This is a genomic window from Actinophytocola xanthii (assembly GCF_001921205.1).
GTDB classification, from domain to species: Bacteria; Actinomycetota; Actinomycetes; order Mycobacteriales; family Pseudonocardiaceae; genus Actinophytocola; species Actinophytocola xanthii.
Genome location: NZ_MSIE01000015.1, coordinates 162192 through 176679, shown reverse-complemented (window position 1 = coordinate 176679; position 14488 = coordinate 162192). Strand labels below are relative to the sequence as shown.

15 protein-coding genes and 1 pseudogene are annotated in these 14488 nt (G+C 70.1%); 8 read left to right on the top strand and 8 right to left on the bottom strand.

What is annotated here, in order from left to right; all coding sequences use genetic code 11:
* Positions 1 to 261 precede the first annotated feature (261 nt).
* The 3 genes from BU204_RS42390 to BU204_RS10790 all read left to right on the top strand — a co-directional run bounded on the left by BU204_RS42390 (position 262) and on the right by BU204_RS10790 (position 2228).
* The gene (locus BU204_RS42390; RefSeq protein WP_456297879.1) at positions 262 to 369 is read left to right on the top strand and encodes a class III lanthionine synthetase LanKC N-terminal domain-containing protein; all 108 of its coding nucleotides are present in this window, start codon (positions 262 to 264) and stop codon (positions 367 to 369) included.
* A 648-nt stretch (positions 370 to 1017) separates the two neighbouring features.
* Positions 1018 to 1554 carry a hypothetical protein gene (locus tag BU204_RS39025; protein ID WP_143229431.1) on the top strand — a complete coding sequence of 179 codons (537 nt, stop codon included), beginning with the start codon at positions 1018 to 1020 and terminating at the stop codon, positions 1552 to 1554.
* Positions 1551 to 2228, top strand: coding sequence for a lanthionine synthetase C family protein (locus tag BU204_RS10790; protein WP_075125474.1), 678 nt, complete (start codon positions 1551 to 1553; stop codon positions 2226 to 2228). Before BU204_RS39025 ends, BU204_RS10790 begins: the two co-directional genes overlap by 4 nt.
* 60 nt (positions 2229 to 2288) lie before the next feature.
* On the opposite strand, the gene BU204_RS40685 is transcribed toward BU204_RS10790, so the two are convergent.
* The 4 genes from BU204_RS40685 to BU204_RS10775 all read right to left on the bottom strand — a co-directional run bounded on the left by BU204_RS40685 (position 2289) and on the right by BU204_RS10775 (position 5725).
* Positions 2289 to 2444, bottom strand: a complete 156-nt coding sequence (locus tag BU204_RS40685) for a DUF6307 family protein (protein WP_198942828.1) — start codon at positions 2442 to 2444, stop codon at positions 2289 to 2291.
* Positions 2445 to 2639: 195 nt separating this feature from the next.
* Positions 2640 to 3446 (bottom strand): fumarylacetoacetate hydrolase family protein, encoded by an 807-nt coding sequence (locus BU204_RS10785; protein WP_075125473.1) that lies wholly within the window; start codon positions 3444 to 3446, stop codon positions 2640 to 2642.
* 48 nt (positions 3447 to 3494) lie between these two features.
* Positions 3495 to 4724 carry a phenylacetate--CoA ligase family protein gene (locus BU204_RS10780; protein ID WP_075125472.1) on the bottom strand — a complete coding sequence of 410 codons (1230 nt, stop codon included), beginning with the start codon at positions 4722 to 4724 and terminating at the stop codon, positions 3495 to 3497.
* Between the two features lie 56 nt (positions 4725 to 4780).
* Positions 4781 to 5725, bottom strand: coding sequence for a TauD/TfdA family dioxygenase (locus BU204_RS10775; protein ID WP_198942827.1), 945 nt, complete (start codon positions 5723 to 5725; stop codon positions 4781 to 4783).
* Positions 5726 to 6051: 326 nt separating this feature from the next.
* Here BU204_RS10775 and BU204_RS10770 point away from each other — a divergent pair, with 326 nt between their 5' ends.
* From BU204_RS10770 to BU204_RS10760, 3 genes are read left to right on the top strand one after another with little or no spacing between them, the layout of a single operon-like run.
* The gene (locus BU204_RS10770; RefSeq protein WP_075125470.1) at positions 6052 to 7287 is read left to right on the top strand and encodes a LeuA family protein; all 1236 of its coding nucleotides are present in this window, start codon (positions 6052 to 6054) and stop codon (positions 7285 to 7287) included.
* A complete protein-coding gene (locus BU204_RS10765; protein WP_075125469.1) occupies positions 7284 to 8552 on the top strand; it encodes a 3-isopropylmalate dehydratase large subunit in 1269 nt (422 codons plus the stop codon). Before BU204_RS10770 ends, BU204_RS10765 begins: the two co-directional genes overlap by 4 nt.
* Positions 8549 to 9052, top strand: a complete 504-nt coding sequence (locus BU204_RS10760) for a LeuD/DmdB family oxidoreductase small subunit (RefSeq protein ID WP_075125468.1) — start codon at positions 8549 to 8551, stop codon at positions 9050 to 9052. Before BU204_RS10765 ends, BU204_RS10760 begins: the two co-directional genes overlap by 4 nt.
* Here the strand turns inward: BU204_RS10760 and BU204_RS10755 are convergent.
* From BU204_RS10755 to BU204_RS10745, 3 genes are all read right to left on the bottom strand, one after another.
* A complete protein-coding gene (locus BU204_RS10755; RefSeq protein ID WP_083661184.1) occupies positions 9033 to 10484 on the bottom strand; it encodes a pyridoxal phosphate-dependent decarboxylase family protein in 1452 nt (483 codons plus the stop codon). The genes BU204_RS10760 and BU204_RS10755 overlap by 20 nt on opposite strands.
* Positions 10481 to 11554, bottom strand: coding sequence for a GNAT family N-acetyltransferase (locus tag BU204_RS39020; protein ID WP_075125467.1), 1074 nt, complete (start codon positions 11552 to 11554; stop codon positions 10481 to 10483). Before BU204_RS39020 ends, BU204_RS10755 begins: the two co-directional genes overlap by 4 nt.
* Before the next feature lie 118 nt (positions 11555 to 11672).
* On the bottom strand, positions 11673 to 12944 hold the full coding sequence (locus BU204_RS10745) for an MFS transporter (RefSeq protein WP_075125466.1): 1272 nt from the start codon (positions 12942 to 12944) through the stop codon (positions 11673 to 11675).
* 137 nt (positions 12945 to 13081) lie between these two features.
* Between BU204_RS10745 and BU204_RS10740 the strand changes: the two genes are divergently transcribed.
* Together BU204_RS10740 and BU204_RS40680 are read left to right on the top strand one after the other, a co-directional pair.
* On the top strand, positions 13082 to 13354 hold the full coding sequence (locus BU204_RS10740) for a zinc ribbon domain-containing protein (RefSeq protein ID WP_075125465.1): 273 nt from the start codon (positions 13082 to 13084) through the stop codon (positions 13352 to 13354).
* A 751-nt stretch (positions 13355 to 14105) separates the two neighbouring features.
* A complete protein-coding gene (locus BU204_RS40680; RefSeq protein ID WP_198942826.1) occupies positions 14106 to 14297 on the top strand; it encodes a M15 family metallopeptidase in 192 nt (63 codons plus the stop codon).
* Between the two features lie 3 nt (positions 14298 to 14300).
* On the opposite strand, the pseudogene BU204_RS10730 reads toward BU204_RS40680, so the two are convergent.
* Positions 14301 to 14450 (bottom strand): annotated as a pseudogene (locus tag BU204_RS10730) (class F sortase); the annotation flags it as partial.
* Positions 14451 to 14488: the final 38 nt, after the last annotated feature.

Here is a 14488-nt window from a genome sequence, read left to right as displayed (position 1 = left end):
GATCAACCAGCCACGCCGACCAAGATCTCAAACACGTTCTAAGTACCTTCCCGAATCGTCGGGCCCTGCATCTTCCGGCCGCAGAGTCCGCATCGCACCAAGCCGCGCAGTAGGTACGGCCGCTGCCCCACGGTTCGACTGCGCTCCAACTTCGCCATACCCCGCATCCCGCCGGCCGCGTGCGAACGCCGCTGCAGTTGGGCCTGCGTGAAAACCTCAACCGAGACGATCGCCGGGTGAGCCGGTCGCCTCGAACGCACGATCCGATCAGGACTCGTTCCCGACCAACGCCAGGCACGCTTCACCCCACCGTCATGGGTCGACATCCCCGAGGTGCTGGCCACCAGCATCGCCGCCCTGACGAAGTAGGGGCCGCGACGCGGTTTCCGTTCCGGATCGTCCGTTCGTTGCACTTCTCGAACGGCGGCGGTGCCTACCTGGCTGTCGACACCCGCAGCGGTCGGGAGGTTGTGCTCAAGGAAGCCCGACCGTACGCCGGACTGGACCAGGACGGGACCGATGCGGTGCGGCGGCTTTCTGCGTGAGCGGGACTTCCTGAAGAAGCTGGCGAACACCGGTGTCGTCCTGGAGCTGTACGAGCACCTCGTCTGCTGGGAGCACCACTTCCTGGTCGAGGAGTACATCGAGGGGCGGTCCGTCGGCCGGGAGATGGTCGAACGCATCCCCCTGATCCGCGCGGGGACCGACGACGGGCACGTCCGAGCAGCGGCCGGCGCTCGGCGCGCCGGGGTATGTGGCACCCGACGGACGCACCGGCGCCGACGCCGACCGCTACGCGCTGGCCCGCCTGCGTCTGAGCATGTTCCTGCCACTGACCACGATGTTCCCGTTGGACCGGGACAAGGCGGCGATGCTCGCCGACGCGGTCGCGCGACGCTTCGGTCTCCCCCGCTCCTACGCCACCGAGATCATCGAGACCACGCGGGACCGCGACGGCGGAGCCGTGCCGCCGCGTTCGCGGCCGACGTCGACGCCGGGAGTGCGGACTGACCGGCGTTGTGCCGCTCCATCCGCGACGGCATCCTGGCCAGTGCCACGCCGACGCGGACCGACCGGCTGTTCCCCGGCGACATCGCGCAGTTCACCCACACCGGCGTCGGACTCGCCTACGGCGCCGCCGGCGTGCTGCACGCGCTAGCCGCGGCGGGCTTCGCCAGGTTCCCCGAATGCGAGGACTGGTTGCTGGACGCCGTTCGACAGGGACGGTGCGACGGGCAGGTCGGCTTCTACACCGAGCTGCACGGGGTCGCCTACACGCTGTCCGAGCTGGGCCGCGACGAGGACGCGCTCGCTGTGCTGGACAGGGCGACGGCCGCGCCGTCGGACGCTCTCCCGGCGAGCCTGTTCGCCGGACTGGCCGGCGTCGGGCTCAACCTGCTGCACTTCGCTCTCCGCACCGGAGACTCCACGCTGCTCGACCGGGCGATCGACCTCGGTACGGAGTGGGTCGGGCGGCTGGAGCTCGCGCCAGCACAGGGTGGCGAACCGCCGGCAGGCCGCGGGCCGGGCTGCTGCACGGTCCCTCCGGCGTGACTCTCCTGTTCCTACGGCTCTTTGAGGCCACCGACGACCAGCGGTTTCTCGACCTGGCGGAAATGGCCCTGCGGCGTGACCTCGACCGGTGCGTGGAGGTCGCCGACGGCAGTCTCCAGGTGGACGAGGGCGGGCGGGGCATGCCCTACCTCGAGACCGGCAGCGTGGGTGTCGGACTGGTACTGCGGGAGCTCCTCCGCCACCGGGAGCACCCCGACCTCACCGCCGCGTTGTCCCGTATTCGACGTGCTGCCGAAGCGGAGCTGGTGGTCTGCTCCGGGTTGTTCAACGGACGCGCCGGACTGATCGCCTTCCTCATGGCGACGGGAGGCGAGGACGCCGTGCTGGACCGCCACCTGAGCCGGCTCGCCTGGCACGTCATGTCCTACCAGGACCATGTCGCCTTCCCGGGGGACCAGCTGATGCGACTGTCCATGGATCTGGCCACCGGGTCCGCGGGCGTTTTGCTCGCGGTGCGCGGTGCGCGGTGCGCTGGGCCGAACCGGCCCCACGCTTCCCTTCCTGACCCCACCAGAGAACCGCGTGTCGCGGCAACCCCGGAGGATCGCCACACCATGACAACCACCAGACCGCTGGCCCGCCTGGCGATGATCATCACCGCCGTCGTCGCGATGGCGTGCGTCCGGTGTCCCGTGGGGGGACTGCTCTGGTGACGGCTGTCCGACTGCTGTGCGTCCATGGCTGTGCTCCTGCTCATGCGGTACCGGTAACGGTCAGCGGGTCGGCTCGGAGATGTGCTCGATCGCGTGGACGACGTGCACGGCGAGCTCGCGGGCAGCGTCTGCACCGAGCGTGGAGTTCTTCTCGAGGACGTCCTGGACGAACAACACTCTCCGCTCGTAGCGGGAGACGAACGTGGTTTCCGTCATGCTGGATCCTTAGGGCGGCGCGAGAGCGCCGAGGTTTGAACGCACCACAAGAGCTGGTGCGCCGTTTCGAGATTTCCGGAGGGCCGGCGCCTCGAAGGTGAGGTGTCATCGGTCCGGATGTCCTCGTCCTACGCCCGCCAGTCACCGATGTGCTGAGAATCGCCTGTGACCAGCCGAGGGCCTGCACGCGCTCGGTCAGTCGCTCGCCCCGTCGGGCGCCGCGACACTGTCGGCCAGGACGGGGTTGGACAGCGTGCCGATGCCGGTGATCTCGATGTCGACCACGGCGCCGGGGGTGATCGGGCAGGTCGCCCCGGCACCCATCCACAGCACGTCGCCCGGGTGGAACGTCACGTACCGGGACGCCTCGACGAGGTAGTCCCACGGATCGAAGATCATGTCACCGGTGGCGAACCGCGCGCGGTCCTCGTTGTTGACCCGGACCGTCGTGGTCTGGGCGACAGGGTCCACGTCGGTCTCGATCCACGGGCCCATGGGCTTGAAGGTGTCGCTGTTCTTGCTGCGCCAGCAGGTGCGGTCCGTGTGCTGCCACGCGCGCGCGCTGACGTCGTTGCCGATCGTCCAACCGAACACCGACTCCCGCGCCTGCGCGCGGCTCGCCCGGCGCAGCGTCCGCCCGACGACCGCGACGACCTCCCCCTCGGCCTCCACCGGGCCGGCGAGGTCGGGCGGGACGAGGATCGCGGCGCCGCTGCCGACGAGCGCGTTGTTGGCGCGGTAGCCGACCTCGGCCTGTGTCGGGGTGGTTCCGACCGCGTAGCCTTGGGCGCGGGCGTGGTCGAGGTGCGCGCGGTAGTTCAGTCCGACGGCGTAGAAGACGAACGGGAGCACCGGCGGCAGCAGCTCGACGGTCGACAGCGACACGGTGCCGGTCACGGCGGGGGCACCCTCGATTGGCGAACCGGACAGCAGGTGGACGACGTCGTCCTCGACCCGGGACCAGTGCGACCGGCCGTCGTGGCGGACCCTGGCGTAGCGCATCGGCTCAGTCCTCGCTTCGCGGGGGCGTGGCGGCGGGCTCGCCCCGGCTCACAGGATCCGGTGGTCGAACACGCGCTGGGTCTTGCGCTCGCTCCTCGGCAACGTGCCCGGGTCGACGGACTGCACCGTGATCCGCAGGCCGATCCTCTCGCGCAGGCGCCGCTCGAGCTCGCCGACGGCACCTCGATCATCGGCCTCCACCCGGATGGTGAGGCTGTCGCGGCCGTCGGCGTCCCGGTCCACGTGGGCCTGGAACTCCGGTCCCACACCGGTCATCTCGCCCAGCACGGTGTCGACCTGCATCGGCAGGAAGATGACACCGCGCACCTTGATCTGGTCGTCGGAGCGGCCCTGGATCCGGCCGATGCGCGGGTACGGGCTGCCGCACGGGCACGGATCGGCGTACACATAGGACAGATCGCGGGTTCGGTAGCGGATCAGCGGTGTGGCCTCCTTGTGCAGCGTGGTCACCACGAGCTCGCCCGGCGTCCCGGCGGGCACCGGCTCGAGGGTGTCCGGGTCGATGACCTCGAGGTGGAAGTGGTCGGTCCACAGGTGGATGCCGTCATGGCGGTCGCACTCGACACCGACTCCCCCGCCCCACAGCTCGGTCAGGCCGTACAGGTCGAAGGTCCGCACGCCGAGCAGCGACTCGATCCGCGCCCGGGTCGCTTCGCCCCACCGTTCCGAACCGGTGATCGCGATTCGCAGCGCGAGCTCGGAGCGCAGGTCGCGCGCCGCGACCAGCTCCGCGAGCAGCACGGTGAACGACGAGGTGGCCCACAGCACGGTACTGCCGAGCTCGCGCAGCATCTCCACCTGCATCTCGGTGTTGCCCGGCCCGGTCGGCACGGCCATCGCGCCGAGCCGTTCGACTCCCGTCTGGAATCCCGCACCGGCCGCCCACATCCCGTAGCCCACCGCGATCTGGACCCGGTCCTCGGTGCTCACCCCGGCGTAGCGCAGGCAGCGGGTCACCATCTCCGTCCAGTCCTCGACATCCTGGGCGGTGTACGCGCAGATGGTGCGCCGCCCGGTGGTGCCGGACGAGGCGTGTACCCGAACGATCCGCTCGGCGGGCACCGCGGAGTACTCCAGGACCGGGGTCTCCCGGATCTCCTCCTTCGTGGTGAACGGCAGCCTGGCGAGGTCACCCGGCTCGGCGATGTCCTTGGGTCCTACCCCGGCCCTGTCGAGCTTCCCGCGCAGGTAGTCCGAGCCGGACGTGACCCGCTCCAGCATTGCTCGCAGAGCTGCGGGATCCATCGGTGTCGTCATGCGTTTTCCACCATCCGATTGTCGGAGTAGTCGCGATCGGGCGGACCGGCCACGGCTCAGTCGCCGACCCGGCCGGGCACTCCACCAACCCACCTGTCGGCGTACCGGTCGGCGCTCGCCCGGTCCCGGAAGCCGTAGGTCTTGAGCAGCCACCGGGTGCGGGCCAGGTCCGGGTCGTTGATCTCCAGGTGCTCGCGGTTGTGCAGGCCCTCCTGGTTGGCGAAGGTCAGGAGGTCACCGGTGCGGATGCGGTGCCGAACCTTCTCGGCTCGTACCAACGCGTTCTTCAGGGCGATGAGCGCGTCCTTGGCCTCCGGCGGGGTGTCCGGGGACACCGTGGTGTGGGTGTCGACATACCGCACGCTGTGCTCGTCGTAGAGGATCGGGTGGTTGTCCGAGACCGTCAGCGCCGTGTTCTGGTCGCGGGACAGGACGTCGAACGGAGTGTGGAAGTACGGCTGGCGCAGCGTGTGTCGGTCCCGTTCGCCGAGCATCGACAGGAGGTTCGGACCGGACACGAAACCGGTGTAGGTGACCTCCGTGTCCGGGCATCGCATTCCGAGCAGGGTGATGAAGTCCGCCCGCACCTGATGGGCGGTTCGGTCGTTGTGAAAGGCCAGCTCACCGTCGCTGTACCCGGTCTGCTTGCCGCGGTAACGGTTGATCGCGATCACGTCGATGAAGAAGTCGCCGTTGAACCGTGTCCCGTAGGCCAGCAGTGGCGTACCCACCAGGTGGCCGAACAGTTGGAGAAACGCCTCGGCGACGAACGTGGTCTTCCTGGCGTACTTGTCCGCGAGCGGGTCGTCCTGGTCCAACAGCGGCAGGTCCTCGTCCAGTGGGCAGTTGCGCAGCGCGTGGGCGTAGGACCGCCCGCTCTCGCGATCCGCACGGACCTGCCGCGTCACGGCGAGCAGCGCCGGTGGCACAGCCGACCGGTCCACCAGCGCGGCGATCTCCCGGGAGAACGCGAGCGGGTCCTGGTACGGGTGTGCGCGCACGGTCCTTGCCGTGGCCCGTAATTCCTCGCGTTCGTTGTCCGTGAATACGTACGACAGTCGCATACAGTCCTCTGAGATGTCCCAACGTTCCGTGCGGCGACAAACTAGTGGGATATCCCGCTGGTTGTCATCAGCGGTCGCGCACCATAGGCCGCACGGCCTAGTCCGGTCCGCTCGACGGCCGTAAGCCGCTGTCGATGTGAGCTGTCAGGGCGGATATTTTCGTCAACACTGCTATTGACTGCGGGCCAGGAAGCACTGTTTGATTCTGCGGTCGTGGGGGGATCGTCCACAGCTTAGGGCTCCAGCCGGGAGGAACGAGTTCAGTGGCGGACACACAACCCACGGTTCCACCGAACAGACCCGCCGCCGTCGAGGTGATCGACTGCACGCTGCGCGACGGCGAGCAGACGCCAGGGGTCTGGTTCACGATCGAGGAAAAAGTACGACTGGCAGGGCTGCTGGCGGAGGCCGGTATCGGCGTGTTGGACGCCGGTTTTCCCGGCGCGTCGGGCGCGGACCTGGAGGCGATCCAGGATATGCGCCGGTCCGGTGTTCCGGCCCGGCTCGGGGCGACGGCACGTCCATTGCGCCAGGACATCGTCGCGGCGGGAAAGGCGCGGGCGGACGAGGTCTTCCTGTTCATGCCGACAAGCGACCTCCGATTACGGGAAACCCTTGGCATTACCCGTGATCGCTCGGCGAGCGTCTTCCGCACCGGGATGGAGGAGGTGCTCGGTGAGGGCATGGCGGTCAACCTGGTGCTCGAGGACGCGACCAGGGCGGACCCGGAACACCTGATCCGCCTGATCGACGACCTGTGCGTACCCGGGGCCGTCACCCGGTTGGTCCTGGCCGACTCGGTCGGCTGCGCCCACCCGACTGGTATGCGTGCACTGGTGCGGACGCTGGCCGAGCGACTGGATCCGGAGATCGCGCTCTGCGCGCACACCCACAACGACTACGGCCTGGCCACCGCGAACACGCTGGCCGCGGTGGACGCCGGCGCTCGAGCGATCACCTGTACGGTGAACGGAATCGGCGAACGGGCCGGTAACGCCGACCTCGCGGAGTGCCTGGCCGCACTGACCCACCTGTACGGCGTTCGACACGGAGTGCAAGCCCACCGGCTGCCCGAGCTGGCCAGTTTCGTGGAACGCGCCAGCGGCATCCACATGAGCGCCACCAAACCGGTCACCGGATACAACGTCTACCGTCACGAGTCCGGTGTGCACGTCGACAGCATGCTCAAGGATTCCCGCAGCTACGAGCCGCTGTCGCCGTCCTGGACCGGTCGTGAGCGCGCCTACGTACTGGGCAAGCACAGTGGCGCGGCACTGATCCGGCACATCCTCGGCCAGACCGACCCGCCGCGCGACGTCGACGACGAGACCACGCGCCGCCTGGTCGAGGTGGTCAAGCGTGCGGTCGAGAACAAGGACAAGGCCCAGTACGAGCGTGCGTACGCGGCGAAGGAGGCGTTCACGGCCTACGCGCTGGCCGGCGTCTCACCAGACGTGGTCATCGCCGAGTACGACCGGCTGACCATCGGCAGCACATGACGGGCCGCACGATCAGCGACAAGGTGATCGACGCGCACACCTGCGACGAGAACGACACCAGCCTCTACCGGCGGGTCAACGTCGACGCCGTGCTCGGTCACGACGCGACGACCGCACTGCTCATCGACGACTTCGAGCGTCATGGTCTGTCCATCTGGGACCGTGACCGGGTCCTGCTGGCCAACGACCACTTCTCCCCTCCGGCGACGGCGGAGCGGGCCGACATCTCCAACCGGTTCCTGTCCTTCGCCCGGGAGCAGGCCGTCCCCAACCTCATGCTCGACCGGGGGATCTGCCACCAGCTGTTGGTGGAGCACAGGCTGTGTCAGGCCGGCGGCCTGATCGTCGGTGCCGACAGCCACACGATCATGGCCGGCGGCATCGGGGCCTGCGCGACCGGCATGGGTGCGACCGACATCCTGTTCACGCTGGCGACCGGGACCACGTGGATGCGCCGGCCGGAGACCATCGCGGTCCGGTTCCGCGGCACGCTGCCCACCCAGTCCGGCGGCCGGGACGTCGTCCTGGCTCTGCTGGGCATTCTCGGTGAGAGCGGCGGACAGTACCGGTCCCTGGAGTTCCACGACGATTCCGGCACCCGGTTGTGCCAGGACGACCGGTTCGCCATCGCCAACATGGCCGTCGAGATCGGCGCCAAGTTCGGGGTGTTCGTCCCGGACGAGGTCACCGTCGACTACTACGTCAAGCGCGACGGCGAGCTGCTCGGCACCCTGGTGCGCCCCGATGCGGACGCGCGGTACGAGCGGGTGATCGACCTCGACCTGTCCGCGCTCGACCCGCGCGTCGCCAAGCCGTGGTCGCCGGCCAACGTGGTGCCGCTCCGCGAGCTCGAGCCGGTCAGGATCACCACGGCCTTCCTCGGTTCCTGCGCGAGCGGACGCCTGTCCGACCTCCGGGACGCCGCCGCCGAGCTCACCGACCGAAAGGTGCACCCCGGCGTTCGTTTCGTGGTGATCCCGGCGTCGGTGGAGGTGTTCAAACAGGCGCTGCGTGCCGGCTACGTCGAGACGCTGACCGAGGCCGGTGCGATCGTCAACCATTCCAGCTGCGGCGCGTGCGGCGGGATCGACAAGGGGGTGCTGGGCGCGGACGACGTGTGCGTCTCCAGCTCCAACCGGAACTTCCGGGGGCGGATGGGGCACTGGGACAGCCGCACGTACCTGGCCAGCGCCCGCACGGTGGCCCGCGCGGCGGTGCGTGGCGCGCTCACGCCCGATCTGTACCGCGACCAGGGGGACGAATGACGGTGATCGGCGGCCGGGTGTGGCTGTTCGGGGACGACCTGAACACCGACGTCATCCACCCACCCGCCTTCTACAGCCTGGACCCGGACAAGGTCCGGCGCGGCCTGTTCCACGGGTACGACCCCGACATCCAACCCAACATCCGGCCGGGCGACGTGGTGGTCGCCGGCCGGAACTTCGGCTGCGGGTCGAGCCGCGAGACCTCGATCCGCGCCATCAAGCTCAACGGCATCGGCGCGGTCATCGCCGTCGACTTCGCCCGCATCTTCTTCCGCAACGCGACCAACAACGGTCTGCCCTGCCTCACCTTCGCCGACGCGGACGACCTGGCCCGGCTGCGCACCGGCCAGCGGGTCCGGGTCCACCCCGAGGAGGCCACGCTCCGCACCGAAGAGGACGAGACGATTCCACTCACCCCACCCGGCGAGTTCGTGCGCCGGATCTGGGCCGCCGGCGGCCTGCTGGAGTTGCTTCCCCGCGCTAACGCCCCTCGGCCGTGAGCGGCGGGTCGGCCGGGCGGTGCGTGGCGGCGGAACGGACGAGCTCCAGGGCGTCCTCGACATGCTCGAGGTGCGAGCGATGACTGAGCACGCACATCCGTGCCAGAGTCCGGTCGCGGACCCTGGTGCTGGACAGGGAGACCCTGTTGGACGCGAGTATCCGGTCGAGCAACCGCCTCGTCGCCTCGTCACCGGCCTCGTCTCTGAAGACCACTGTGGACAAATCGGGCCGCCAGGGCACGTCGATGCCGGGTATACGCCGGAGCTCGTCGTGCGCGTGCGCGGCGAGGTCGAGCATCTCGTCCAGGGCGTCGCGAAACACGTCGACGCCGTGCAGATGGAGCGGCAACCACAACCGCAGACCACGGAACTCGCGGGTCAACTCGACGCCGAGCTCGGCGTAGTTCGGCAGCATCTCGGCTGCACCGGCGTTCTGGAGGAACGGTCCCTCCTCCAGGTGAGCAGCCCGCAGCGCGCCGGGATCACGCACCAGCAGAACACCGGTTCCGTACGGCAGGAACAGTCCCTTGTGGGGATCGAGCGTGATCGAGTCGGCCGAGGCTATGCCGAGGAGCTGGTCCCGCCCGCGGCGGGTGAGTTGGAAGAACCCCCCGTAGGCCCCGTCCACGTGCAGCCACAGGTCCTCCCGGCGGGCGAGTGCGGCGAGGTCCAGCAGCGGGTCGACGGTTCCGGTGTCGGTGGTGCCCGCCGTAGCGACCAGGAGGAACGGACGGCGGCCCGCGGCCCGGTCGGCGGCGACCAGCTGGGCCGCGGCGGCGACGTCCATGCGCAGGTCCGGCGTGGTCGGGACCACCCGCACGTGCTCGGGCCGGATCCCGGCGATCCGGGCCGCCTTGGCGACACAGAAGTGGGTGTGCGCGGTGACGTACAGCGTGCCGTCGCGGAAATCCTCGTTGAGGTGGCGGTGGCGCGCGGCGACCACCACCGACAACGTCCCCATCGACGCGCCGGTCGTGACGAGGCCACCGGAGTCCGCCGGCAGACCGTACTCCGAGCACAGCCAGCGCAAGACGCCCTGCTCCATGGCGACCAGCCCGGGAGCCGCCCAGGACAGTGCGGTCTGGCGGTTGACCGCCCGGGCGAGCAGCTCGGCGACCGCGGAGGACAGCAGGCCGCCTCCGGGGGTGTAGGCGAAGAACCGCGGTCCCGCCGTCTCCATGGCATGACGGGCGGCCTGGCCGAAGGTGTCGAGCAGGTCGTCGAACGTGCCGGGGCCGTCCGGCGGCGGCAGGCCCAACCGGTGAGCGAGCTGGGCGGAAAGCACGGGGCCCTTCGCCGGCGCGTCGTCCAGCTCGCCGACGAAGGAGGTGATGAACCGCCCTGCCGCGTCGATCCATCCCGCGAGGGTCCGCTGGTCCGGGTCGAGCGCCCGCTCCGGCGGTTCGGCACCGCTCGCGGAACCCGCGGTCACGGATGTGCCTGTGGGGTAACGCCGTTCGGGTCGGCGAGGTCCGTGCGCAGGAGGCCGTAGAGCACCAGGTCCTGCCGACGGCCGTCACGCACCCGCGCGCCGCGGACCACGCCGTCCCGCCGGAACCCGGCGTTCTCCAGGGCGCGGCGTCCGGCCACGTCGTCGGCGTCCACACCGGCCTCCACCCGGTCCAGACCGGTCGTGGCGAACAGGTGCTCGGCGAGCAACCGTTGTGCGGTGGTTTCCACCGCTCCACCGCGGGCGTCGGGAACCAGCTCCGCGCCGATGTTCCAGGCCGTGCAGCCGAACGTGTCGCCGTGTCCCACCGCGCGCCAGCTGACTACCCCGAGCAGGCGTCCGGTCCTCGCGTCGAGCAGCGCCCCACGCGAGGGCGTCTGCGGCACCCCGGGCGGCAACCGGGTGTCCCGGTCGCGTGCGACGGTGCCGTCGGACGCGGCCACCACGGCGCGGCGGTCGCTCGGCCGGGCCCGTGCGAGCACCACGTCGTCCCGCCGCGCGAGGACCTCCCGCTCACCGTCGGCGGACTCCAGGTCCGACCGCAACATGCTGTACAGCAGCAGGTCCCGGCTCACCCCGCCACGCCGCAGGACGCCCCGCACCAGACCTTCGAGACGAAACCCCGCTCCTTCCAACCCTCGCCGGGCTGGCACGTTCTCCGGGTCGGTCATCGCCTGGATGCGATCCACCTCCGTGGTCGCGAACAGGTGCCTGGCCAGCAACACCCCACCGCGGGCACTGAGGCCGCGGCCTCGAACTCCCGGCAGCAGGTGAAAGCCCTGGTTCCACCCGATTCCCGACACCGTGGCGATGTGCGGAACAGGACGCCAACTCATCGTCCCGAGCAGCTCGCCCGTCTCCAGCCGCACCAGGCCGGCCCAGAACCTGGGCACCTCGAGCGGGGTGGGCCGGGGATCCGGATCCGGGTCGAACGTGTGGTCGCACTGGGCCAGTACCGCCTCCCGTTCGCCGTCGAACAGTTCGACAAGGGCGAGGACGTCGTCGCTGGCGAGGATCGTTCGCCGGGCCAGTCCGGCATGGGCGCTGCTCATTGCGCGCCAGGACCGAACACGCACAGAGAAACTGCCACCTGTTCACCACCACATTTGGCTCGGGATTGTTCTGTGCGAGCGGATGTTAGTCGGAATTACGTACCGGGCAGGGAATTTCTCACCGACCGGAACGGGTTGGTCTGTCCGAACCAGCCGGCGTTGCGCCGTGAGGGCGCACGCGCTCCCACCCCACCGCGATCGCCGCCGCGGCCAGCACGCCGAGCACGGCGAACACCGCGATCGAGGTCGACGGGGAGCTGAACTGGGCGACAACACCGGCGAGCGCGGCGCCCAGCCCCTGGGTCGCGCGCACGACGGCCAAGGCCAACCCGTATGCCTGACCACGACGTTCCGCCGGGACGATCCGGGTGAACGTCGCGACGGCGACCGCGTCGTGCCCGGACAACAACCCGCACAGCGCACACAACGCGACCATGATCCCCAGCTGGGGAACCAGTCCGACAGGCAGCAACACCGCGCTGGTCGCCACGGCCAGTGGGCCGAGCAGCATCAGCCGGCGTCGGGGCGGCACCAGTCGGGTCATGGCCGTCGCACCGATCGCGGCGCCCGCCGGATGAGCGGCCAACAGCAGTCCGACCGCGGCCGTGCCGGCCCCGACCTGCGCCCCGAACGGCACGGCCAACCCGGCGGGAACCGTGTAACAGCCGGCAAGGCAGCCGAACGCCATCAGGTACCGCAGCCGCCGGTCTCGCCACACGAGACCCAGCAGCGAGCGGAACGCCGCGAGCTTCGTCGGCGGGAGCCGCGTCGCCGCTGCCGGTGGGTGCGCGCTCAGCCCGGACGCGACCAGTGCCGCGGAGATGACGAACGTCACGGCGTCGAGCAGAAGTGCCTTCTCCGGGCCCAACCACGCGACCAGCGGCGCACCGGCCGCGTACCCGCCGAGGATGCCGACCTGCAGCGCGGTGTAGGTCACGCCCATCCCGACCTCATACCGATCTCCGGACAGGATCGTCGGCATGATCGCCGCGCGGGCGGCCTTGTACGGCGCCCCCGCCAGCGGCACCGCGAACACCAACCCGCCGAGCACCCACAGCGGCATCCCGGGTACCGCCATGATCGCCACCAGTCCGGCGCGGGTCAGGTCGCAAATGATCATGAGGGTGCGCCGCTGGTACCGGTCGGCCAGGCCCGCCAGCAGCGGACCGGCCACCAGCTCGGGGAGCAGGGTGAGCGCATAGGTCAACGCGGCCAGGGCGGAGGACCCGGTGCGGCTGAACACCAGCACCGCCAGCGCGACCCGAGCCACCTGGTCACCGGCGATCGACACCAGATGCGTGAGGAACAGGATCCGGAACTCGCCGACGGCGAACACGTCCCGGTACCGGGCGGCCCGACCGCCGTCCTCGACCGCCGCCCCGTCGTGCATTCGCATCAGTATGGTCCACCGCGCAACAACCGGGAGGCGTGCGGGGTGGCCGTCTGAACTCGTCGCCACCCGACGCGCCGCCCCGCCCTGTGCCACTCTGTGAAGAGAGGATGAGCGGAGGAGGAAGTGCGACCGACGTGGTGATTTTCGGCTTTCGGACGAAGGTGGTCGTCCTGGCGATGCTGACGCTGCTGTGCCCCGGGTGCGGCAACCGGGCGGCACACCCCCTGCGCAGGGCGGTCACGAAGTTCACGCTGTTCTTCATCTCGCTGTTCCCGGTCAGAACCGCGCGCACCACCCAGTGCACATTCTGCGGGCTGACCAGCCGCGTCTCCAGGGACCAGGCGAGCCAACTGCTGGGGCAGGCGGGCGAGCGGCCCGGGACGCGGCAGTACCCGCCCCAAGGGTGACCACCGTCTCCGGTTCAGCCCGCAAGGGAGCGGCCCCGCTCCCGCGCGCGTTCGAGCTCGCCGTCGGCGAGTGACCCGGAGTGCCGGTCACCGTGAAGTCCCGTCCGCGTTCGGCCCTGATGTCGCGGCGTCTGAGGGCGGTGACGATGGCCTCGCTGGCCGAGCCGGCGAACATGCCCCCCCGTGGTGGTCGAGAACGTGAGGACCCGGCCACCGACGGCCGTGGCGGTGGCGATCCATTCCCGCACCTGCCTCGATCGCCGCCTGATGCCGGCGCAGCCGCGCCTGAGCATGCCGCCCCGCTGTAGTTCCACTGCAGTGGTTCTGCAGAGCGTTGGTCGACGGTGAGGCGAAAGAGCACACCGCCGTCAGGGGACCAGTTGATGATCGTGCTGTTGTCCGACCCGCGCCTGGCGAAGATCCCCGTCCGGGACAGTGGCGAGCCCCTGGTGGACGTGGCGGCGTCGGCTCCGCTGCGGGCCGTGGCGCGGACCTTCCTCCGGTCCGGGCTCGTGGACCGGCTCGTCGCCGCCCAGAGCATGCTGCCTCGCAGGGTCCGCCTGCTCATCGTCGCCGGCCACCGCCCACCGGCCGCGCCCTGCTCACGGTTCGTCGGTGGCCCCAAGCAGCCGCACGCGTCCGGGCACGACCCCGCGGTGTGCGCGGTCGCGCCGGAGTCCGCCCCCCACCCGACCGGAGGTGCCGTGGACCTCACCCTGGCCGAAGGGAACGAACCCGTTCCGCTGCCAGCGTGCTGCGTCGGCCCGATCCCCCGGCCACCGACGGGACCACGGCGCTCCTCACGGCAGCTCTCTCCGCCGCCAGCCTCGTCAACTGCCCGGGCCGCTGGTGGCACTGGTCCTACGGCGACCGCCACTGGGCGTGCACGACCGAGGCCCCCCACGCGCGCTACGGCGCCGCCGTCCGCGGTACCCGGCCGTGACGACTACTCGGCGGCGACCACGCCCGTGAAGACGGCGAACGCGATGACGTTGTCGCGATAGCTGTTCGCGGCCTCGTCGAACGAGCCGCCGCAGGTGATCAGCCGCAGCTCCGGTTCGTTCGTGTCGCCGTACACCTGGTCGGCGGGGAACTCGAACGACGACATAACAAACCTTTTCGACCTGGCGACGG

Bases quoted from the DNA above. Each gene is read 5' to 3' on its own strand.
- BU204_RS40685 (WP_198942828.1), bottom strand. From the start codon at position 2,444: ATGACGGAAACCACGTTCGTCTCCCGCTACGAGCGGAGAGTGTTGTTC.
- BU204_RS10785 (WP_075125473.1), bottom strand. From the start codon at position 3,446: ATGCGCTACGCCAGGGTCCGCCACGACGGCCGGTCGCACTGGTCCCGG.
- BU204_RS10780 (WP_075125472.1), bottom strand. From the start codon at position 4,724: ATGACGACACCGATGGATCCCGCAGCTCTGCGAGCAATGCTGGAGCGG.
- BU204_RS10765 (WP_075125469.1), top strand. From the start codon at position 7,284: ATGACGGGCCGCACGATCAGCGACAAGGTGATCGACGCGCACACCTGC.
- BU204_RS10760 (WP_075125468.1), top strand. From the start codon at position 8,549: ATGACGGTGATCGGCGGCCGGGTGTGGCTGTTCGGGGACGACCTGAAC.
- BU204_RS39020 (WP_075125467.1), bottom strand. From the start codon at position 11,554: ATGAGCAGCGCCCATGCCGGACTGGCCCGGCGAACGATCCTCGCCAGC.
- BU204_RS10745 (WP_075125466.1), bottom strand. From the start codon at position 12,944: ATGCACGACGGGGCGGCGGTCGAGGACGGCGGTCGGGCCGCCCGGTAC.